The organism is Sphingomonas trueperi (assembly GCF_040545965.1).
Lineage (GTDB): Bacteria > Pseudomonadota > Alphaproteobacteria > Sphingomonadales > Sphingomonadaceae > Sphingomonas > Sphingomonas trueperi_C.
Genome location: NZ_JBEPMV010000003.1, coordinates 530248 through 549270, shown reverse-complemented (window position 1 = coordinate 549270; position 19023 = coordinate 530248). Strand labels below are relative to the sequence as shown.

At 64.8% G+C, this 19023-nt stretch carries 19 protein-coding genes and 1 tRNA gene; 7 read left to right on the top strand and 13 right to left on the bottom strand.

The features are described from left to right. Nucleotides 1–8 precede the first annotated feature (8 nt). Together rlmB and ABIC35_RS10295 are read right to left on the bottom strand one after the other, a co-directional pair. Nucleotides 9–755 carry a 23S rRNA (guanosine(2251)-2'-O)-methyltransferase RlmB gene (gene rlmB, locus ABIC35_RS10300; protein WP_121074369.1) on the bottom strand — a complete coding sequence of 249 codons (747 nt, stop codon included), beginning with the start codon at nt 753–755 and terminating at the stop codon, nt 9–11. Further along, nucleotides 755–2359, bottom strand: a complete 1605-nt coding sequence (locus tag ABIC35_RS10295) for a M20/M25/M40 family metallo-hydrolase (protein ID WP_121074372.1) — start codon at nt 2357–2359, stop codon at nt 755–757. Before ABIC35_RS10295 ends, rlmB begins: the two co-directional genes overlap by 1 nt. A 122-nt stretch (nt 2360–2481) precedes the next feature. Here ABIC35_RS10295 and ABIC35_RS10290 point away from each other — a divergent pair. After that, nucleotides 2482–2568, top strand: a tRNA-Tyr gene (locus ABIC35_RS10290). A gap of 68 nt (nt 2569–2636) precedes the next feature. Here the strand turns inward: ABIC35_RS10290 and ABIC35_RS10285 are convergent. Beyond that, entirely contained in the window at nt 2637–2837 is a 201-nt protein-coding gene (locus tag ABIC35_RS10285) for a hypothetical protein (protein ID WP_121074375.1), read from the bottom strand. A gap of 180 nt (nt 2838–3017) precedes the next feature. On the opposite strand from ABIC35_RS10285, the gene ABIC35_RS10280 reads away from it, so the two are divergent. Further along, nucleotides 3018–3194, top strand: coding sequence for a hypothetical protein (locus ABIC35_RS10280; protein ID WP_183049316.1), 177 nt, complete (start codon nt 3018–3020; stop codon nt 3192–3194). Here ABIC35_RS10280 and ABIC35_RS10275 read toward each other — a convergent pair. From ABIC35_RS10275 to rph, 3 genes are all read right to left on the bottom strand, one after another. Continuing rightward, nucleotides 3157–3645, bottom strand: coding sequence for a transcriptional regulator (locus ABIC35_RS10275; RefSeq protein ID WP_121074378.1), 489 nt, complete (start codon nt 3643–3645; stop codon nt 3157–3159). The genes ABIC35_RS10280 and ABIC35_RS10275 overlap by 38 nt on opposite strands. 109 nt (nt 3646–3754) lie before the next feature. Next, nucleotides 3755–4426, bottom strand: a complete 672-nt coding sequence (rdgB, locus tag ABIC35_RS10270) for an RdgB/HAM1 family non-canonical purine NTP pyrophosphatase (protein WP_121074381.1) — start codon at nt 4424–4426, stop codon at nt 3755–3757. Further along, nucleotides 4423–5136, bottom strand: a complete 714-nt coding sequence (gene rph / locus ABIC35_RS10265; protein ID WP_121074384.1) for a ribonuclease PH — start codon at nt 5134–5136, stop codon at nt 4423–4425. Before rph ends, rdgB begins: the two co-directional genes overlap by 4 nt. Nucleotides 5137–5226: 90 nt before the next feature. On the opposite strand from rph, the gene ABIC35_RS10260 reads away from it, so the two are divergent. Genes ABIC35_RS10260 through grpE form a run of 3 tightly spaced genes read left to right on the top strand, consistent with a single transcriptional unit; the run spans nt 5227 to nt 7466 of the window. Next, nucleotides 5227–5814 carry a DUF6438 domain-containing protein gene (locus ABIC35_RS10260; RefSeq protein ID WP_121074387.1) on the top strand — a complete coding sequence of 196 codons (588 nt, stop codon included), beginning with the start codon at nt 5227–5229 and terminating at the stop codon, nt 5812–5814. 35 nt (nt 5815–5849) lie between these two features. Further along, complete coding sequence (hrcA, locus tag ABIC35_RS10255; protein ID WP_121074390.1) at nt 5850–6893, top strand: heat-inducible transcriptional repressor HrcA; 1044 nt, start codon at nt 5850–5852, stop codon at nt 6891–6893. 15 nt (nt 6894–6908) lie between these two features. Next, nucleotides 6909–7466 carry a nucleotide exchange factor GrpE gene (grpE, locus tag ABIC35_RS10250; RefSeq protein ID WP_121074393.1) on the top strand — a complete coding sequence of 186 codons (558 nt, stop codon included), beginning with the start codon at nt 6909–6911 and terminating at the stop codon, nt 7464–7466. A 71-nt stretch (nt 7467–7537) separates the two neighbouring features. On the opposite strand, the gene ABIC35_RS10245 is transcribed toward grpE, so the two are convergent. Continuing rightward, the gene (locus ABIC35_RS10245; protein WP_121074396.1) at nt 7538–8224 is read right to left on the bottom strand and encodes a hypothetical protein; all 687 of its coding nucleotides are present in this window, start codon (nt 8222–8224) and stop codon (nt 7538–7540) included. Nucleotides 8225–8454: 230 nt separating this feature from the next. On the opposite strand from ABIC35_RS10245, the gene ABIC35_RS10240 reads away from it, so the two are divergent. Together ABIC35_RS10240 and ABIC35_RS10235 are read left to right on the top strand one after the other, a co-directional pair. Next, a complete protein-coding gene (locus tag ABIC35_RS10240) occupies nt 8455–8667 on the top strand; it encodes a cold-shock protein (RefSeq protein WP_121074399.1) in 213 nt (70 codons plus the stop codon). An 83-nt stretch (nt 8668–8750) separates the two neighbouring features. Then, a complete protein-coding gene (locus ABIC35_RS10235) occupies nt 8751–8948 on the top strand; it encodes a hypothetical protein (protein ID WP_121074401.1) in 198 nt (65 codons plus the stop codon). An 11-nt stretch (nt 8949–8959) separates the two neighbouring features. Here ABIC35_RS10235 and ABIC35_RS10230 read toward each other — a convergent pair whose 3' ends face one another. The 6 genes from ABIC35_RS10230 to ABIC35_RS10205 all read right to left on the bottom strand — a co-directional run bounded on the left by ABIC35_RS10230 (nt 8960) and on the right by ABIC35_RS10205 (nt 18861). Next, complete coding sequence (locus tag ABIC35_RS10230; protein WP_121074404.1) at nt 8960–9406, bottom strand: DUF1003 domain-containing protein; 447 nt, start codon at nt 9404–9406, stop codon at nt 8960–8962. 59 nt (nt 9407–9465) lie between these two features. Beyond that, on the bottom strand, nt 9466–10857 hold the full coding sequence (locus ABIC35_RS10225) for a hypothetical protein (RefSeq protein ID WP_183049317.1): 1392 nt from the start codon (nt 10855–10857) through the stop codon (nt 9466–9468). A 288-nt stretch (nt 10858–11145) separates the two neighbouring features. After that, complete coding sequence (locus ABIC35_RS10220) at nt 11146–11526, bottom strand: cupin domain-containing protein (protein WP_121074407.1); 381 nt, start codon at nt 11524–11526, stop codon at nt 11146–11148. Nucleotides 11527–11548: 22 nt separating this feature from the next. Further along, nucleotides 11549–13843: a hypothetical protein gene (locus tag ABIC35_RS10215; protein WP_147425828.1), complete on the bottom strand. Its 2295-nt coding sequence runs from the start codon at nt 13841–13843 to the stop codon at nt 11549–11551. Nucleotides 13844–14110: 267 nt separating this feature from the next. Further along, nucleotides 14111–17107 (bottom strand): excinuclease ABC subunit UvrA, encoded by a 2997-nt coding sequence (gene uvrA, locus ABIC35_RS10210; protein WP_121074410.1) that lies wholly within the window; start codon nt 17105–17107, stop codon nt 14111–14113. 116 nt (nt 17108–17223) lie between these two features. Continuing rightward, nucleotides 17224–18861, bottom strand: coding sequence for a hypothetical protein (locus tag ABIC35_RS10205; RefSeq protein WP_183049318.1), 1638 nt, complete (start codon nt 18859–18861; stop codon nt 17224–17226). Nucleotides 18862–19023: the final 162 nt, after the last annotated feature.

Below are 19023 nucleotides of genomic sequence, written 5' to 3'. Positions count from 1 at the left end.
CCTGCTCCTCAGCCGCGCGTGTTCACCGCATAGAGCGCCACGGCCGCAGCGTTCGACACGTTCAGGCTCTCCACCTTCGGCGAGATCGGCAGGCGGGCGAGGGTGTCGCAATGCGCCTCGGTATTCTGGCGCATGCCTTCGCCTTCGGCACCGAGCACCAGCGCGATCCGGCCCGCGGTCATCACCTCGGCCAGCGTCGCTTTGGCGTGGCCGGTTAGACCGATGCGCCAAAAGCCGGCTTCGGCGATCTCGTCGAGCGCGCGCGACAGGTTCACCACGCGCACCCAGGGCACCACTTCCAGCGTCCCCGCTGCCGAGCGCGCGAGCGTGCCGGTCTCGGGCGGAGCGTGGCGGTCCTGGGTGACGATGCCGAGCGCGCCAAATGCCGCCGCCGAGCGCAGGATCGCGCCGACATTGTGCGGGTCGGTGACTTGGTCGAGCACCAGCAGCGGCCGCATGTCCCCCTCGCCCTGTTCGAGAAGGTCGCCGAGCCAGATCTCTTCGAGCGGATCGACTTCGATCACCAGCCCCTGGTGCGGCGCGTCGGCCGGCACCAGGCGGCCGAGATCGGCGACGTCGGCATAGACGATCGGGATGACCGGGGGCAGGTCCAGCGCCGACAGCGCCTCGCGCGTGCCCCAGATCTTGCGCACCGTCCGCTCGGGATTGGCGAGTGCCGCGAGCACCGCATGGCGGCCGTAAAAGCGCGGCCGCGAGGCGGAGGCTTGGCTCGGACGATGGCCTCGACGTTTCATCAGTGTGCAGACTCCGGGAAGGGGTAGAATTGATCGGCCGGGGTCGGCGCGGTCGCAAGCGGCGCGCGCGGCAGCGGCTGATCGCTGTTGGCGGCGTTGATCAGGAATGCGGCGAGGATGGTTGCGCCCTGGCGCATATCGTCGGCCTTCAGATGATCGAACGTATCGACGTCCGTATGATGCACCATGGAGCCATAGTCGAGGGGGTCCTGGATGAACTGGAACGCCGGGATGCCTACCGCGTCGAAGAAGACATGGTCGGTGCTGCCGGTGCGGCGTGCGGAGACCTGGGTCGCGCCCATGGTGTGGAAGGGCGTGAACCACTGTTCGAAGATCGGCATCACCGCGGTGTTGCCCTGCGCATAGATGCCGCGGATCTTGCCCGAGCCGTTGTCGAGGTTGAAATAGGCGGCGAGCTTGCCGTGGTCCGGCCCCGGCGTGATCGGGAAGGCGCGGCTCCACGTCATGTAGCGCACGATGCCGGCCGCGCTCGGATCGACGGGGCGCTTGGCGACGTGCGCCTCGACATAGGCCATCGAGCCGAGCAGGCCCTGTTCCTCGCCCGCCCACAGCGCGAAGCGGATCGCGCGCTTGGTCTTGATCCCCGAGGCGCGGATGATGCGCGCGGCTTCCATCACCATCGCGCTGCCGGCGGCATTGTCCGCGGCGCCGTCACCCATCGCCCAGCTGTCGAGATGCGCGCCGGCCATCACATAGCCAGCCTTGGGATCGGTGCCGGGGATGTCGGCGAGGATGTTGTAGCCCTTGGTATCGCTGTCGTCGAAGCGGTTGACCGCGTCGATCTCCAGCGTCGGCTTGGCGCCCATCTTGGCGAGGCGGGCGAGGCGGCGATAGTCTTCCGCCGCGATCTCGATGCCGGGCAGCGCGCCCGACTGGCCGACCTGGAACTGGCTGTTCTGGCCGTGGACCAGCTTGCCGTTGCGGCTGGACATGATCGCATAGCCGATCGCGCCCTCGGCCTTGAGGAAGGCGTCGCGCTTGCCGGCGAAGGTGTAGCGGGCCGGGTTGAAGGGGCGTTCGCCGTCGCCGTTGGGCAGGTCGTAGAAGTCGCGCTTGGCCATTTCCTCGACGCTCCAGCGCTTGAACGGCGCCTCGGTCGCTTCCTCCAGCTCGCGCGGCTCGGTGAGCAGCACGACCTTGCCCTTCAGCTTGCCCTTGTACTGGGCGAAGGCGGCTTCGTCGGCGAGGGGGGCGAGGATGACCTCGCCGGTGATCGCGCCGTTGGTCCCGGGCGTCCAGGGCAGGGGGGCGGCGACCAGCTGGAGCGGGCGGGGCGCGACCATCCGCACCGCCAGCTTCTCGTTCGACCAGCCGCGGCCGAACTCGAAGCCTTCCTTGTGGACGTTGACCAGGCCCCATTCGCGGAACTTGGCCTGGGTCCAGTCCTCGGCCTTGCGGATGCCGGGCGAGTTGGTGAGCCGCGCGCCGATCACGTCGGTGAGGTACTGCGCGATTCGCATCACCTCCGAATGGTTGGTGCCCTGGTCGATCACGCGGTCTGTGGGGGAAGTCTGGATCGTCTGAGCGGCGATCGGTGCGCTGGCGAGCAGCGCGGCGGTGAGAGCAAGGACGGTGCGACGCATTTGGTTTCCCCCCAAAAAGTGAAGGCGGGACGCTATGCGCGCAAAAGAGTGCACGCAAGGCGTTGACAGGTCCGCTTCGCTTCGGCATTGGGCCCACCTCGCTCGCAAGCGGCGGTCTCCATGGATAGGTGGCCGAGTGGTTAAAGGCAGCAGACTGTAAATCTGCCGGGCTTCGCCCTACGGTGGTTCGAATCCATCCCTATCCACCACCGCCCTTGCGAGCGATCCTTCCCAAGATCGCCAGCATTACGCATGCGCTACATCGCGTCGGACGCGATCAGCGGCTAGCGTACAGCGCCAGCGTCCGGTCGCGATATTCGATCAGTTGCAAAAGATGGTCCAGCTCGCAGATCTGCGATGCCGGCGCGCCTTCGCGGATGGCCGTTTCGATCTGATCGAGAAGATAGCGCGCGCTGTCGGTGCCATGGGTCAGGTAGATGGCTTCGGCGCGCTCCAGGAGCGTAGAAAGCGGAGTCACAGGCCTTCCTTGCGGCAAAGCTCAGCAATATCCAAAATGGACATAGCGGCGCAATGCACAAAGACTTGCGATCCTGTTGGTTGCCGCACTAGGTGTGTCCCGCGTCGGGATTATTCCTGACTTGTCCATGCGTGCCCGAAAATCCAATACGGATATAAAGATACGCGAGTTTTTGAAGCAATGGACGAACGGGGCGCAGGTATCGAGACGGTGTGCACGCACCTGGTGGACGCGATCGCGCTGCTCGACCTTATGGGCGAGGATGCCGAAGCGGCTAATATCTCGCTGTCGCTCGAGCGGCTGACGACGAAATATGGGGTTACGGCGTCGGCGGGTGCGCTGCGCGATCCAGGATGAGGTCGAAATAGCGGTCCAGCGCCGCGCCCGTTTTCTCGGTCAATTCCAGATAGGTGAAGCGCCGATCGGTGGCGAGGCTGCGCTTGTGGATCATGCCGCGCCGGGCGAGCGCGTTGATCCAGCGCAGCGCCGTCGTGGTCGGCACGCCGGAGGCGGTGCAGGCCGCAGAGGTCGACACGTCCTTGCCGTCGGCGCGGCTTACATAGAGCGTCAGCAGGATGTTGAACGCCGGGTCGGCGAACAGATCCTTGGCGACTTCGCGTTCCAGCAGCGTGCGGCCCCAGAGAATCATCCGGGCGAGTTGCAGCCGCCCGAACGAACCGGCCCGCGATTCGCCGGCAGCCGCGGGGGCGTCACCAGCGAACTGCGTGAAAAGCCGCTTGATTTCGCTCAGCCGCGCATCGACTTCATCGAATAGTTCGGTGCCGCGCACCCCCAATTTGTCCTCCATCGTCGCCCGTGCTTAGGCAGCGATCGTTACTCGATCAACATATGGACGTCGTTAGGATAGCTTAAACCTTCGATGTCATGAATATCGTTGCAGCTGAAATAGACCCGCCTCAGAAGACCGAGGCGACCAATTGGCGGAATGCGTCGGCGCGATGGCTCATCGCATGTTTCGCGGCCGGCTCCATTTCGCCAAACGTTTCCGCATGCCCCAGCGGTACGAACATCGGATCATAGCCGAAGCCCTTTTCACCACGCGGCGGCCAGACGAGTTCGCCGTGCACTCGACCTTCGAACCATTCGACATGGCCGTCGGGCCAGGCGAGCGCCAGCGCGCAGACGAAATGCGCGGCGCGGCTGGTCTCGGGCGGGAGCGCCGTCAGCTTGGCCTCGACGCGCTGCATCGCCAAGTTGAAGTCGCGGCCCTCGAACGGGGCGACGGGCTCGAGTCCGTCCATCCCAGGCGCCGCCGCGCCCCAGCGGGCGGAGTAGATGCCGGGGGCAAGCCCCAGCGCCTCGACGCAGAGCCCCGAATCGTCGGCGAGCGCGGGAAGGCCCGACAGGTCCGCCGCCTGCAACGCCTTCAGTTCGGCATTGGCGACGAAGCTGGTGCCGGTCTCCTCGGGCTCGGGCAGGTCGAGCTCGGCGGCGGAGACCGGCTCGATCCCATAGGGACCGAGCAGCTCGCGGATCTCGCGCACCTTGCCTGCATTGTGGCTGGCGATCACCAGCTTGCCCGGCGCGAGCTTGCGGATAGCCTGCGGGGTTTCGCCCTCGCCGCTCATCCGACCGCCTTCAGCTGGGCGTCGAAGATGCGGGTGCAGCCGATGCGAGCCAGACGGAGCAGGCGCAGCAGGCCTTCCTCGTCATAGGTCGCGCCCTCGGCGGTGGCCTGCGCTTCGGCGATGTTGCCGTTGGCGAGCAGCACGAAGTTCGCGTCCGCGTCGGCCGACGAGTCCTCGGGATAATCGAGGTCGAGCACCGGCGTACCCTGGTAGATGCCGCAGCTCACCGCGGCCACCTGGGTGGTGATCGGATCGGTGGCGATCGCGCCGTCCGCCATCAGCTTGTTCACCGCCAGGCGCAGTGCGACCCAGGCGCCCGAGATCGCCGCGGTGCGGGTGCCGCCATCGGCCTGGAGCACGTCGCAGTCGAGCGTGATCTGGCGTTCGCCGAGCAGCTTGAGATCGGTGACCGCGCGCAGCGAGCGGCCGATCAGTCGCTGGATTTCCTGGGTGCGGCCCGACTGCTTGCCCTTGGCCGCTTCGCGCTGGCCGCGGGTGTGGGTGGCGCGCGGCAGCATGCCATACTCGGCCGTCACCCAGCCTTCGCCCTTGCCGCGCAGGAACGGCGGCACGCGCTCTTCGACGCTGGCGGTGACGAGCACGCGGGTGTCGCCGAAGCCGATCAGCACCGATCCTTCGGCGTGACGGGTGAAGTTCGGCGTGATGGTGATTTCCCGCATTTCGTCGGGGGCGCGGCCGGATGGGCGCATGCGATTCAGTCTCCCTAAAGGTCGAGCCGGGCACCTAGACCGTGGCGGCGCGTTCCGCCAGTCTTGCACGATAAGGGGAGAAAGACACGCATGCGCCTGTTGGTTGCACTGGTTTGCGGCGGAGCGATGCTCGGCGGCTGCATTCCCCAGGTGGCGCCGCCCGAGGGATCGTCGCGCCCGGCGCCCGCCAGGCCCTCTCGCCCGGCAACACCGCCGCCGCCGCCGGTCAGCAGCGGCGTGCCCGCAGGTCCGTCCGCACCGATCGTTCGCGGCGAGATGATCCGCTATGCCACCAGCCCGTGCGGCGGGGCATGCCCGGTCTATTCGGTCACCGTGCGGCCGGATGGGACCGGTACCTTTGAGGGGCAGCGCTTCACCGCGGTAACCGGCGCGCGCGACTTCCGCGTGTCGCCCGCGCAGTACGAGGCGTTCCTCACCCGCCTCGCACCTTATCGACCGCGCAGCGGCAGCGTCCGCACCGCACCGGGCACGCCCGCCTGCGGCCAGCATGCCACCGACATGCCGAGCGTCGAGGTGCAGTGGGACGGAAGGGCCGGGCACCGGGCGCTATCCTATTATTTTGGCTGCGACCGCACGCGGAGCCCGGGCGTCGCCGATGCGCTGGGTTCGGCGCCCGATCTGCTGCCGATCGCCGGCCTGATCGGCGCGCGGCCTTGAAGCAGGGGCGCCGGACCGCCTAGATAACAGCCACCATGATCACGCCGCCGATCCACGAGCTGACCGACCGCGCGCGCGACGTGTTTCGCATCGTGGTGGAATCCTATCTGGATACCGGTGCGCCGGTGGGTTCGCGCACGATCTCGCGCATCTCGCCGCTCAACCTGTCGCCGGCCTCGATCCGCAACGTGATGCAGGATCTGGAGGAAGCGGGGCTGCTCGCCGCACCCCATACCAGCGCCGGCCGGATGCCGACCGAAAGCGGACTGCGCCTCTTCGTCGACGGCATGATGCAGGCGAGCGAACCTTCGGTCGAGGAACGCGCGGCGATCGAGGCGCGGGCGGGCGCCGGTGGACCGGTAGAGGATGCCATTGCCGGCACCACGGCGGCGCTGTCCGGCCTGTCGGCCTGTGCTGGCCTGGTGCTGGTCCCCAAGGCGGAGACCGTGCTGCGCCAGTTCGGCTTCGTGCCGCTGAGCCAGGATCGCGCGCTGGCCGTGCTCGTCGGCGAGGACGGCTCGGTCGAGAACCGGGTGGTTGAGCTGCCCGGCGGGGTCGATCCGATGTCGCTGCAGCGCGCCGCCAATTACATGAGCGCCACGCTGGCAGGCCTGACCCTCGCCGAGGCGCGCGGCCGGATCGAGCGGGAGCTGCGCCAGCAACAGGCGGCCCTCGATGCTGCCGCCTCGGAGCTGGTCGAGCGTGGCCTCGCGGTGTGGAGCGAGGACAGCGGCCGCCGTCCGGTGCTGATCGTCCGCGGCCAGGCCCGGCTGATCGATACCAGCGCCACCGAGGATCTCGACCGCGTCCGCCAGCTGCTCGACGAGCTGGAGGGCAAGGAAGAGATCGCCCGGCTGCTCGACAGCGCCCGGGAAGGCGAGGCGGCGCGGATCTTCATCGGCTCCGAGAACAAGCTGTTCGCGCTTTCCGGCTCGTCGGTGATCGCCAAGCCGGTGCGATCGCTCGACGGGCGGGTGGTCGGTGTCGTCGGCGTGATCGGCCCGACCCGGTTGAACTATGCTCGCGTCGTGCCCATGGTGGATTTCACGGCGGCCACATTGGCCCGTTTGCTGGCCTGAAGAAAACAGGGAACCATGTCCGAGAATATCGAAAATACCGAACCGACCCAGGGCGAAACGCTGCGGGAAGAAACTGCACAAGCTGCCCCTGAGGTTGCCGAGCAGGACCGCGTCGCCGAGCTGGAGGCGCAGCTGGCCGAGGCCAAGCAGGCGCATCTCTACGTCCAGGCCGACATGCAGAACCTCCGCCGCCGCACCGAGAAGGAAGTGGCGGATGCGCGTGCTTATGCGGCGACTAGCTTTGCCCGCGACATCCTTTCCGTCGCCGACAATCTCGGCCGGGCGCTGCAGGTCATTCCGGCCGAACTGCGCGAGGACGAGAAGATGAAGGGCCTCGTCACCGGCCTGGAAGCCACCGGCCGCGAGCTCGAGGCGATCTTCGGCCGCCACGGCATCTCCAAGGTGGTGGCGCTGGGCGAGACGCTCGACCCCAACAAGCACCAGGCGATGATGGAAATGCCCGTCGCCGACAAGGAGCCCGGCACCGTGGTGCAGGAGATCCAGTCCGGCTACATGATCAAGGACCGGCTGCTCCGCCCGGCGCTCGTCGCCGTCGCCAAGAAGCCCGACTGACACGGCCGACGCGCCTGCCCCGAAGCCGGGGCGGGCGCGTCGCTGCCAGCTGGTCCCGCACTGGTTCCTTCTCACGGCGCGCATAACAACTCCCGGAACTGCTTGTCGTCTTCCACCCAGGCGAGCGTGCGGCATTGTACGATGGTGCGGCCCTGCACCGTCGTCCGGCGGACCTCGCCGATCACGGCACCGTCACTGACGAGCGTCTCCGGCGTGGGCAGACGAAAGCTGCTGCGCACTTCCTCGTGAAAACTCGATCCCGGCCGGGTGGACGGCACCTGCAGATGCGCGTGCGTCGTCCTGTCGAGCACGAGGCGGGCGGCGCCGTCGATGCGCAGATAGCCGCGCAGATTGTGCTGCGACACGCCGGAGCCGCGGTCGACCATCACGTCATGGACGAGGATCGCCGGCGGATATCCGGGGACGAGCGGGCGCAGTTCGACCCGGACCGGCTCGCCGTACCAGTTCTCGATCGGAAGCGCCGCATCCGGTCGCCATTTCCCGTCCACCCGCCAGAAGGGGAGGAGGAAATCGGTGCGGCACGCCCCGGTTTGGACCTGCACCACGGCGGCCATGTCGTCGGCGCTGCGGACGAGTGCCACCGCATCGACGTCGCAGGGCGTGCCGTCGGCGCCGACGATGCCGAGCGCGCGCAGAAGCGCCGCGTCCGGTGCCGGCTGCGCCAGCGTCGCCTGTAGCGCGGCCGGGTCGGCGGGTGCCGTCTGGCCGATGCCGACCAGTGCCGCTACCCCGACCACCCACGAACCCCATAGTCCTTGCATCCCCGTTCCCCGTCCTTTGCTGGTCCCGCCGACACCACGCATCGGCCCATCGCCATTGCATTCGCCGTCCCAAAGGCCCACATAGAGCGGGCTGAAGTCGCAAATCGTTGGTCTCTGGTGCTTTGCGGCTCCGTTTTCCTTCCATCCCTGCCCTGAAGCGCGAGGTCCGCCCGCACGGGGTGCGCCGACAATGTAAGGAAAACACCATGAGCATCACTGGCACCGTCAAGTTCTTCAACGCCGACAAGGGCTATGGCTTCATCGCGCCGGATACCGGCGGCAACGACGCCTTCGTCCACATCACCGCGGTGGAGCGCGCCGGCATGATCACGCTGCAGCAGAACCAGCGCGTGACCTACGAACTGGAAGAGGATCGCCGCGGCAAGATGGCGGCGGTCAACCTCCAGGCGGCCGACTGACCTGACCCCCAAGACGGCGGCTCCATCCGGGGCCGCCGTTTTCGCATGTCCCTCCCTCTTTCCCCAGCGAGGACCCCCCGCCGATGACCGAAATCGAACTGTTCCGCGCCCGTGCCGACGAAGCCGGCAATGCCGCCGCCGGCTGCGATCTCGACAATGTCCGCGAGCGGCACCTCCGTTCCCAGGCGGCCTGGGAAGCGATGGCCGTCCGCGCCGAGCGGGTCGCCACCCAGCGCGCGCTCAACGAGGCCGAGAAGGAAGCCCGCGCCGTCGCCTTCTGAGGGCGACCGGATCAGCGCGGCGCCCGGACCTCGACCAGCCGGGCAATATCGGCGTGCAGCGAATCGATCTTCGCGTGCAGCTCCTCGATCTGCGCCTCGGCGCGCAGGTTGGTCTCATAGTCGAGCCGCGCCTCGAGCCGGTCCTTCGCCGCCTGGCGGTTCTGGCTCATCATGATGATCGGGGCCTGGAGCGCGGCGAGCATCGACAGCATCAAATTCAGGAAAATAAACGGGAACGGGTCGAAGGCGTGCGCGGCCAGCACGACCGTGTTCAGCACCGCCCAGGCGGCGAGGAACAGGCCGAAGCCGATGATGAACCCCCAGGAGCCGCCGACCGCCGCGACCCGATCGGCGAGTCGCTCGCCGAAGGTCAGGCGTTCGTCGAACACCGCGTTGAGGTCCCGCGACGCACCGCCGATCCGGCGCAGGTCGTTCAGGAAACGAATGGCTGCATTCATGGATACACCTCACTGCCGACCGGCCCCCCGGGGCCGGCGCGTGCGGTGACCCAGTAGGATCAGTTCAGCGCGGCGGCCCTGGCAGGCGCGGTCGGTCTACTTTGATCGTTACTGGGCATGGTTCCTTCTCGGATCCGTTGGCGTTTGGACGCACCCCGGGTGCGTGCCGGGGGCGAGATGGGCGCCTCGGCCGGAGGTGTCAACCCGGGGGCGGCGGGGTCCGTCCCGGGATGCGACGAAGCGGGTAGGGGAGGTGCCTTCTTACCCCTTTCCCGCTTGCGGGAGGGGGAATGGGTAGCCTCGCCTTCGACCTCGATCGGACGCGCTTCGCTCGGCTCGCCCCAGAGCGGCACGCCGTGCGGGTCGACTTCGATCACGTCGACCCCGTCCGCGAAGAACGCATCGCGTTCCTGCGCCGCTGCCACGCGCCGCGCCTCGCGCGCCGCCCGCAGCGGGCCCTCCAGCACCTCCAGCTCCTCGGGCGACAATTCGCGCGCATAGTCCGGCTCGCCATAGTCCCCGAACTCCTCGCCGTAGAAACCCTCGGGCGGCGGGAAGCTGGTGCGCCATTCGCCGAGCTTGCTGTCGCACCACACGGGGTCGCCGTTCGGATTGTCGCGCCCGCTAAGTTGCCAAAGTTCACGCCCCCGCGCGTTTTCCACCGGCGCGGGCGGCGGCGCGAGGACGAGCAGCCCCGCCGCCTCGGCGCGTGCCCATTGCTCGGCGCTCCAGCCGCGCCGCTGCGCCGGATCGAGATCGTCCACCGCCACGCCCTCGCGCGCATCGGCGCCGGTGCGCAGCCAGGCATCGGCGCGGGCGAGCGCGCGCACCGCCGCCAGCTCGTCCGCCCCTTCCGCGCCGATACCGCCCGCGCCGCCCGCCCGCCGCGCGAGGAACAGCCCGGCGCGCGCCGCCCCGCCATCGCCCGCGACCAGCGCCAGAAACTGCTCGAACTCGCCGGCGACCAGCCGCGCGGCGGCATGGTCGGCGGGGCCGCAGCCCTCCTCGGCCAGACGGTCGAGCCGGTTGAGCATGTGCATCGCCAGCCGATTGTCGTGGCGCTGGCGGGTGACGGTGGAGCCGTCGGGCCGGGTGATCGTGTCGACCGAGCCGTGCATCGCGCGTTCGAGCAGCCGGTCGGCCAGATGCTCGCGCGCGAGCAGCAGCGCCGCCTGCCAGCCGAGCGCGAACGCCGCCCCCGCCGCCGAGCGACGCAGCGCATAGGCCGAGCTGGTCGACATGCCGAGCGCGGCGCACGTGTTGGTGATGGTGTGCCCCTCGGCCAGCATCTGGAGGAACTGGCGCTGCTTGGCCGGCGTCCAGCCATCGTGCCGTTCGCGCCGGGCGGGCAGGCCGCCGCCGAAATCGGTGCGCGGCTCGATCATCGTGTCGAGGCAGAACAGGTCGTCGTCGTCGGGGTGGACGGTAAGCGCGTCGGGATCGGGGATCATCGAACGTCTCCTGGTTGCAGGCGACTCTCCAGATATGCCGGATCGGATGCTGTAGGAAAGCGATTTGTTGCCGGTTTGTTCTGCGGGAACGGGGCGTGTGCGAGCGCGCGACGGCATAGGGCCCCTTATCCCCCTCACCCTTCCGCCGCTTCGCGGCTCCCTCCCTCTCCCACAAGGGGAGAGGGAGCGGGGATCGAAACTCCCTCTCCCCTTGTGGGAGAGGGAAGGGGCCCGCCGCCGAAGGCGGTGGGAAGGGTGAGGGGGACCCGGGTTGAAAAGCCCCCGTCTTCACCGCGGCCGGTGGGTGGTGCCGATGCCGGGGGTGATGAAGATCGCGGTGCAGCTCCCGCCCGGCGCGACATCGGCGGTGTGCCACGTGCCCGCCGGGTTGATGGCATAGTCGTTCGCGGCGAGCGTCACGCGCTCGGTGCTGCCGTCGGCATGTTCTTGGTGGAGCGTGCAGGCGCCCTGGGTGCAGATCACGAGTTCCGCGCCGTGCGGGTGCATCTCCCACGAGTCCCAGCGCTCGGAAAAGGCGAACTGCGAGACCAGCCGGCCCTCCAGCCCGTCCGCTGCGTGGCGGGTGGCATAGGCCTCGAACCAGTCGGGGCCGGTGAAGTCGGGCTCGACGGTGGCGCTGGCGGCGTGGCCGATCCTCCCGCCACTCACAGAAGTGGCGGGAGGATCGGACTTACATTGCGGTTGGAGGTCTATAGGGGTAATTGGCCCAAAGGGCTGTATATTCACTCTTTTCTATAACTTTGAAGACTAGGTCGGAATTGGTATGCCCAAGTAGGTTTCCATGTGGAATGGTAATTGCTTCTCCGAAATCTGCATCCGGTACTCCGACTAAGGAGCTCGGATAATTTAATTCAAGCGGCCTGGCGCGTTCGTCTTCGAATCTCTCGATAACCTGACCGAAATCACTGATCTTCCTTTCTTTTAACCACCATCTCTTTGGGGCTAGGCGCTTTGCGTCGGCAATCTCAAAAGCTTGCCTCATCCAAACCTCGCAAGCTATGATAACATCTAACTCCGGAAATTCTTCAGGTCGCCTGAAATGCTCTAGGCCATTTCTGACACCAGGGAGGCCCGAGCGAAGTATCAAATTCGCTACATCGGTGAAAGATTTTACGAACTTTTCCAGTTCATCATGATCTGAATTGGCCCATAGGGGTGGCTTGTGGAACGGGAAAAGTTGACTGGAAGATGGTACATAGTGAGGGTATTGTGTTCTATTGGGTATGGAATTCGCTTCCGTCGCCAGCAGCTGTTTCATCCACTCGACTGAGGCTGATAGATAGGAAATTAAAACGCCCAGCGTGTTACCGCCAGTAATCTTCCAACTGGATATTTCTTGCGTCGGAAGCGTCTCGCCCACGATCTTAAGGCTATCCTCCGGTCTATATATAAAGCTGTGTTCTAAATGATCGTTCTGCAGCAGCCAGACGTTGTACGAAATGAAAGTCTCAATAAACCATTCAAGATGAACAAAGAGGTTGACGCCCGAGGCGCGAATTCTCTCTCGGTCCGCTGTCGTGAGGGGATCTTCGCAAGATAGAAGGGTTAATTTGAAAGAGTCTAGATTACGCGTTATGGTTGAGAACTCGTCGCCAAATCTGGGAGCGTCAAGGCCAATCTTCCATAGAATCTGCGCCACTAGATGAGCTTCATCTAGTCCGTCTGTAGATTCTATGAAAAGCGCCTCTGTTACGTCTTGCGATACCTCTCTGCTGCTAAGAATTAGCTCCGAAACAGCTTGGCTAGGAGAATGCTGCTTCAAATAATCTAAAACTGCCCCGGGGCTAGCCGGGCCAGCAGATCTCATGGTCCGCCATGAAAGGTCTGCGAGGCGATCAGCCTTTCTATATGCTATCCATATTTCAGTTGAAAGCCGGGACAAGGGATTATTAGAGTCCGATCTAATCCCAAGCGACGATATTGAGCTGCTTGATTCGCCATAGTTGATGCTTGGGGGGGTCTGCTTAGCCACCCTCTTCTCTGCGGCAGGTACAATAATTCTTTTAGACAGTATCGTTCTGTCTATTGCCTTGACGATATCGTCATCTGAGCAAGCTAGAATTAATTGAACAAGAGTGTTTTGCGAGAGATTTAATGATAGTTCGGTAGGGTCTTTGCTCTTATAATTTCCTTTTGGCATGCTATTGATTTCATCCCACATATCCGATTTGGATTGGGAGGAAGTTAGCAGGTCCCTAAAAATTATTCTGATTTCACTTACAGAAAAACATTCTTGGGTAATGGAAATTATATCATGATACTCTAAAGGGTAATGAATATCCCTATCAATTAAAATTGCAGAGGTCCAGTGTGATGGAAGTCCATGCGTGTTATTGGCCGCATAATTGATTTTATTGAAAGAGTGCGGTATGATGTTATTTTTATCACTCAGGAGAACATCATGCAGATGGTTGCAGCCCATGTTCTCGCAGTGCCACAGCGGTATTGATCTTGTAGGTGGTGCGTATCTAAGTCCGCGGCTTATAATTAGCCCAAGTGGACCTAGAAGAAAATTCCCAGCCTGAAATACCCCCTGCTCTTCATTTAATAGTAGGCGCTCTGTTTCTTCGGGAGTTAGAGAGTCGCGACGATCGTACGGGAAGAGATCGGAATACTTGTCATATAGGCGCCTGCCAAATCTCTGAGGCAAAAGCACATGTTTATTCTTTATCAAGCTAGAAAGGTATTCGCAGAGTGCTTGAACTTCAAACTTTTCCAAATCAAATAATAGTTCGTGATGGTAGAATGATGTAAAAGCGGCTATCGATAGTGCAATATCTGGGGTGTTTGATAGATCGTTATCTTTAGATATTATCTCGGCTGCGTGTTCGCTGATCTTTATGAGCTCGCCAAAACCCTTATAAAAATCGAGTTCGTTAACAAAGATGAGGCCCTTGAGGATTTGACTTAATTCGAATGCGTCGATTAACTTTTCTTGTTTTTCCAGCTCCCAGTCTTTGATCACCTTCCGGATCGAAGCGGTATTGCGCCATTTAATTTCTTGTGACGACATATTTCCACCGTGCATAGGCACGCATCGTGAGTCTGGCGACGCCAGCCGTCAAGGGATTCGTCACCTAAATATGAGTTAAGCGACATAAAATCTGCGACCTAGAAGGATGACTTTTGTTTCGGCTGCCCGGCAGTTTCAGTGGTAGACTGTGACGCAGGTCGTAATGCTGGCTACCCTTACAATGCTAGTTGTGATGATGCTGGGACTTGCTCGAGGCGCTCACTCCGCCGCCACCTTCGCCGCCTTCCCCCGCGGCTTGAGCAACGGCGCCAGATACCGCCCGGTATAGCTGCCCGGCACCTTCGCCACCTGCTCCGGCGTGCCTTCGGCGACGATCTCGCCGCCCTTCACGCCGCCTTCGGGCCCCAGGTCGAGGATCCAGTCGGCGGTCTTGATGACGTCGAGATTGTGCTCGATCACCACCACCGTGTTGCCCTGTTCCACCAGCGCGTGGAGCACTTCCAGCAGCTTGCGCACGTCCTCGAAGTGCAGGCCCGTCGTCGGTTCGTCGAGGATGTACAGCGTCTGCCCGGTGGCGCGGCGCGCCAGTTCCTTGGCGAGCTTCACCCGCTGCGCCTCGCCGCCGGACAGCGTCGTCGCCTGCTGGCCGACCTTCACATAGCCCAGCCCCACTTCGGCGAGCATCGCCATGCGGTCGCGGATCGGCGGCACGGCCTTGAAGAACTCGACCGCGTCTTCCACCGTCATGTCGAGCACGTCGGCGATCGACTTGCCCTTGAACTTCACCTCCAGCGTCTCGCGATTGTAGCGCGCGCCGTGGCACACGTCGCAGGTGACGTAGACGTCGGGGAGGAAGTGCATCTCGATCTTGAGCACGCCGTCGCCCTGGCACGCCTCGCACCGGCCGCCCTTGACGTTGAAGCTGAACCGGCCGGGCTTGTAACCGCGCGCCTGCGCCTCGGGGAGGCCGGCGAACCAGTCGCGGATGTTGGTGAAGGCGCCGGTATAGGTCGCCGGGTTCGAGCGCGGGGTGCGGCCGATCGGCGACTGGTCGATGTCGATCACCTTGTCGCAGTTTTCGAGCCCGGTGATCTTGTCGTGCTTGCCGGCGAGCACGCGCGCGCCGTTGAGCTGGCGCGCGGCCGAGGCATAGAGCGTGTCGAGCGTGAAGCTGGACTTGCCCGAGCCGGAGACGCCGGTGATGCAGGTGAAGGTGCCGAGCGGGATGCTCGCCGTCACGCCCTTGAGGTTGTTGGCCGTGGCATTGTGCACCGTGATCTTCTTGCCATTGCCCTTGCGGCGCTTGGCCGGCAGGGGGACCTCGCGGGTGCCGTTGAGGTAATCGGCGGTGACGCTGCCTTCGGTGGCCAGCACCTCGTCGAGCGTGCCCTTGGCGACGATCTCGCCGCCATGGACGCCGGCGCCCGGCCCCATGTCGATCACATAATCGGCGGTGCGGATCGCATCCTCGTCATGCTCAACGACGAGCACGGTGTTGCCGAGGTCGCGCAGCCGCTTGAGGGTGGCGAGCAGCATGTCGTTGTCGCGCTGGTGCAGGCCGATCGAGGGCTCGTCGAGCACGTAGAGCACGCCCGACAGACCGCTGCCGATCTGGCTGGCGAGGCGGATGCGCTGGCTCTCGCCGCCGGACAGCGTGCCCGAGGTGCGATCGAGGTTGAGGTAATCGAGCCCGACATTGTTGAGGAAGCCGAGCCGCTCGTCAATTTCCTTGAGGATCGCGCGGGCGATCTCGCGCTGTTGGAGCGTGAAGGTCTCGGGCAGGGTCTGGAAGAAGCCGAGCGCGTCGACCACCGAGAGATGGGTGGCATAGGCGATGTCCTGCCCCGCGACCTTCACCGCCAGCGCCTCGGGCTTGAGGCGGGCGCCGCCGCACACCTCGCAGGGGTGGCTGGCCTGGTACTTGCCCAGCTCCTCGCGCATCCAGGCGCTTTCGGTCTGCAGCATGCGGCGGTTGAGGTTGCCGATCACGCCCTCGAACGGCTTCTTGACGTCGTAGCTCTTGCGGCCGTCGATAAAGGTGAGGGTGACCGGCTTGCCGCCGGTGCCGTGGAGGATGGTGCGCTGCACCTCGGCCGGCAGCTCGCCCCAGGGGGTGTCGAGCTTGAAGCCGAACTCGCGGGCGAGGCTGCCCAGCACCTGCATGTAATAGGGCGAGGGCGGGTTGGACTTGGCCCAGGGCACCACCGCGCCCTTCTTGATGCTGAGATCATGGTTGGGGACGACGAGATCCTCGTCGAACTCGAGCTTCTCGCCGAGGCCGTCGCACGCCGGGCAGGCGCCCTGGGGGGCGTTGAACGAGAACAGGCGCGGCTCGATCTCGGGAATGGTGAAGCCGGAGACCGGGCAGGCGAACTTCTCGGAGAAGACGATGCGGTTGTCGGGGATGCCGGTGTTCTTCATCCCCTTCTTGGCCTTGGGGGCCTCGCCCTCCGCGGCGGCGGGGTCGGCGCCCTCGATCTGGAACGCCTGGGGCGCCTCGCGCACCGCATTGCCCTGCAGCGCCTCGACCGTGGTATCCACCAGATCGACATAGGCCAGCCCCTCGGCCAGCTTGAGCGCGGTCTCGAAGCTCTCGGCCAGCCGCGTGCCGATATCGTCGCGCACCACCAGCCGATCGACCACCACTTCGATGTCGTGCTTGAACTTCTTGTCGAGCGCCGGGGCTTCCTCGATCAGATACATCTCGCCGTCGATGCGGACGCGGCTGAAGCCGGCCTTCTGCCACTCGGCCAGCTCCTTGCGATACTCGCCCTTGCGCCCGCGCACGACCGGGGCGAGCAGCAGCAGCCGGGTGCCCTCGGGCAGCGCCAGCACGCGGTCGACCATCTGGCTCACCGTCTGCGCGCTGATCGGCAGCCCGGTGGCGGGGGAGTAGGGCACGCCCACCCGCGCCCACAGGAGGCGCATGTAATCGTAAATCTCGGTGACCGTTGCCACCGTCGAGCGCGGGTTGCGGCTGGTGGTCTTCTGCTCGATCGAGATGGCGGGGGAGAGGCCCTCGATATGCTCGACATTGGGCTTCTGCATCAGCTCGAGGAACTGGCGCGCATAGGCCGAGAGCGACTCGACATAGCGGCGCTGCCCCTCGGCATAGATGGTATCGAAGGCGAGGCTCGACTTGCCCGAGCCCGACAGCCCGGTGATCACCGTCAGCGTGTCGCGGGGAATGTCGATGTCGACGCCCTTGAGATTATGCTCGCGCGCGCCGCGGACGGAGATCGTGGTGAGTGCCATAGGGGAGGGTTCTATCTTTGTTCTGAAAGGTTTTCCAGAGCCGAGATAGGAAGCCGATGCCGATGGTGCGAGGGGTACCGGAGGGCAGCGTTGGTGCAGCCCCCCGGCGGATGCGGTCAGGGGCGCCGCGCCACCAGCACGCCGGCCACCGAAAGCTCGCCGACGGCGTTGCCGACGCCGCTCGGTGCCTTGTACTTGCCAGCCAGTTGCATCGCGGCTTCTTCGCCGTGCGGTCCGAAGAACTGGCCGAAGCCATAGCCTTCGAAGTCGCGTGTCGCCCCCGGAGCCCCCAGAAGGTTGCCGTTGAACGCGCTGCTGCCCTTGTCGAAACTACCCGAGAAGCTGAGCTTGCCATAGTCGAACGAAGCCCCGCCTCCGGTGGGGGTGAACACCGGTGCCAGGGTGCCGGTAACGCTGCCGCCGCCGCCGCGCGCGAAGTTGACGTCCAGGCTAGCGGTGCCGCGCATTTCGTAGCCGCCGACCGCGCCCAGGCGTTGAGCATTGCCGTACAGCTCGCCCGTGAAGCTGGCGGTACCGGCGCGGGGCATCGCCGACGGCGCCGTTGCGATGCCATAGCTGAACCACACATGGCCGAACCCGTCGAGGGACGGGAATGGCTTGTCCTGGTTGGTGTACATGCCGAATCCCGCATAGTTCAGCACCAGCTCGCCGCGGCTGCCGCTGGGGACATAGATGCGCAGGCTCTTGGTGTCGGTGCCGGTTCCGACGCGGTAGGTTTTGATTCGGTCGGTGCTTTCCGCTGCGACGAGCGTCGCTGCCGTGAAGCTGGTGTCGTACAGGCCGTAGCTGCCCGCTGCCGGATCGAACGCCACTTTGGTGCGATCGCCGATGCCGGGGCGGGTCGAGACGACCGTACCCGTCGCGCTATCAAGCGCGTAGCCGAGCGTGGCGGTGACCACATCGAAGGTGCGCGGCGTGCCGATGCTGGCAAGCGTTTCCGTGCTCACCATATCCTTCCGGCCCGTGATGGTGCCGACGGTCCGGACCACGCCGTCATTGCGCCTGTGCTTGGTGGCGAAGCTTGCCCCTACTTCGTTCGCTTCGGGACCATAGAAGCGTCCCGTCAGCGTTCCGGAGACCCCGTACATCGATAGCGACATGGTGCCGTCGAACTGGCCGGTGTCGCTGGTGAGCTTTGCGAGGCCGAGGAAATCGAAGTCGAAATTCATGCCTTGCACGAGACCGACGCTACGCCCGGTACCACTGATGCCGATCTTGCCCGCGGTGAAATCCACGTCGAGCTGTCCAGTGCCGGCGAGACTGGCCAGTTCGGTCGGGGAAGCCTGGACGCCGATCAGGTCCACCGCATAGCTGGCGAGCCCGGTACGCGGCAACGCGACGGGCAGGGTTCGGACGCCATAGGTGAATGCATCGACCGAGCCGCTGAGGGCATTGCCGTTTCGGCTGGTTTGCTGCCAGAATCCTGCGCCGACATATCGATAGCGATAGGCGCCCGACGTGCCCGTGCTGGTGAGTGTCAGGGAATCGGTCGTGTCGCCGGTGGTGCGCTGGAAAACGGTTAGCTGCGGGGTACTGGTGGCCGCATCCATGTCCGACGAGCGGAAGCTCTGGCTGCGACTACCGGACGTGACGACATAATTCCCGTTCGTCGCGTCATAGGCAACGGTGACCGCAGGGCTGCTGGCGGTCACCGTTCCAGGCCCGGTGCCGGGATAGGTTGCTGAAATGGTGCTGCCATCGGTCGCGAAGGTCTCACTTTTGGTGAGTTCCATCAGCGACGGGTTCAACGCCGGCGCTGGGCCCGGCGCGGGAGTTGGACTTGGCGTCGGGCTTGGCGTCGCCGTCGGAGTTGGCGTCGCGGTCGGAGTTGGCGTCGGCGTCGGGCTCGAAGCTGGAGACGGAGAAGGCGTTGGAGTTGCTACCGGCGTTGGCGT

What these genes read in the sequence shown, in the direction of transcription:
- rlmB (WP_121074369.1), bottom strand. Translation starts at nt 755, where the DNA reads ATGAAACGTCGAGGCCATCGTCCGAGCCAAGCCTCCGCCTCGCGGCCG.
- ABIC35_RS10295 (WP_121074372.1), bottom strand. Translation starts at nt 2,359, where the DNA reads ATGCGTCGCACCGTCCTTGCTCTCACCGCCGCGCTGCTCGCCAGCGCA.
- ABIC35_RS10280 (WP_183049316.1), top strand. Translation starts at nt 3,018, where the DNA reads ATGGACGAACGGGGCGCAGGTATCGAGACGGTGTGCACGCACCTGGTG.
- ABIC35_RS10275 (WP_121074378.1), bottom strand. Translation starts at nt 3,645, where the DNA reads ATGGAGGACAAATTGGGGGTGCGCGGCACCGAACTATTCGATGAAGTC.
- rdgB (WP_121074381.1), bottom strand. Translation starts at nt 4,426, where the DNA reads ATGAGCGGCGAGGGCGAAACCCCGCAGGCTATCCGCAAGCTCGCGCCG.
- rph (WP_121074384.1), bottom strand. Translation starts at nt 5,136, where the DNA reads ATGCGCCCATCCGGCCGCGCCCCCGACGAAATGCGGGAAATCACCATC.
- ABIC35_RS10260 (WP_121074387.1), top strand. Translation starts at nt 5,227, where the DNA reads ATGCGCCTGTTGGTTGCACTGGTTTGCGGCGGAGCGATGCTCGGCGGC.
- hrcA (WP_121074390.1), top strand. Translation starts at nt 5,850, where the DNA reads ATGATCACGCCGCCGATCCACGAGCTGACCGACCGCGCGCGCGACGTG.
- grpE (WP_121074393.1), top strand. Translation starts at nt 6,909, where the DNA reads ATGTCCGAGAATATCGAAAATACCGAACCGACCCAGGGCGAAACGCTG.
- ABIC35_RS10240 (WP_121074399.1), top strand. Translation starts at nt 8,455, where the DNA reads ATGAGCATCACTGGCACCGTCAAGTTCTTCAACGCCGACAAGGGCTAT.
- ABIC35_RS10235 (WP_121074401.1), top strand. Translation starts at nt 8,751, where the DNA reads ATGACCGAAATCGAACTGTTCCGCGCCCGTGCCGACGAAGCCGGCAAT.
- ABIC35_RS10230 (WP_121074404.1), bottom strand. Translation starts at nt 9,406, where the DNA reads ATGAATGCAGCCATTCGTTTCCTGAACGACCTGCGCCGGATCGGCGGT.
- ABIC35_RS10225 (WP_183049317.1), bottom strand. Translation starts at nt 10,857, where the DNA reads ATGATCCCCGATCCCGACGCGCTTACCGTCCACCCCGACGACGACGAC.
- uvrA (WP_121074410.1), bottom strand. Translation starts at nt 17,107, where the DNA reads ATGGCACTCACCACGATCTCCGTCCGCGGCGCGCGCGAGCATAATCTC.
- ABIC35_RS10205 (WP_183049318.1), bottom strand. Translation starts at nt 18,861, where the DNA reads ATGGAACTCACCAAAAGTGAGACCTTCGCGACCGATGGCAGCACCATT.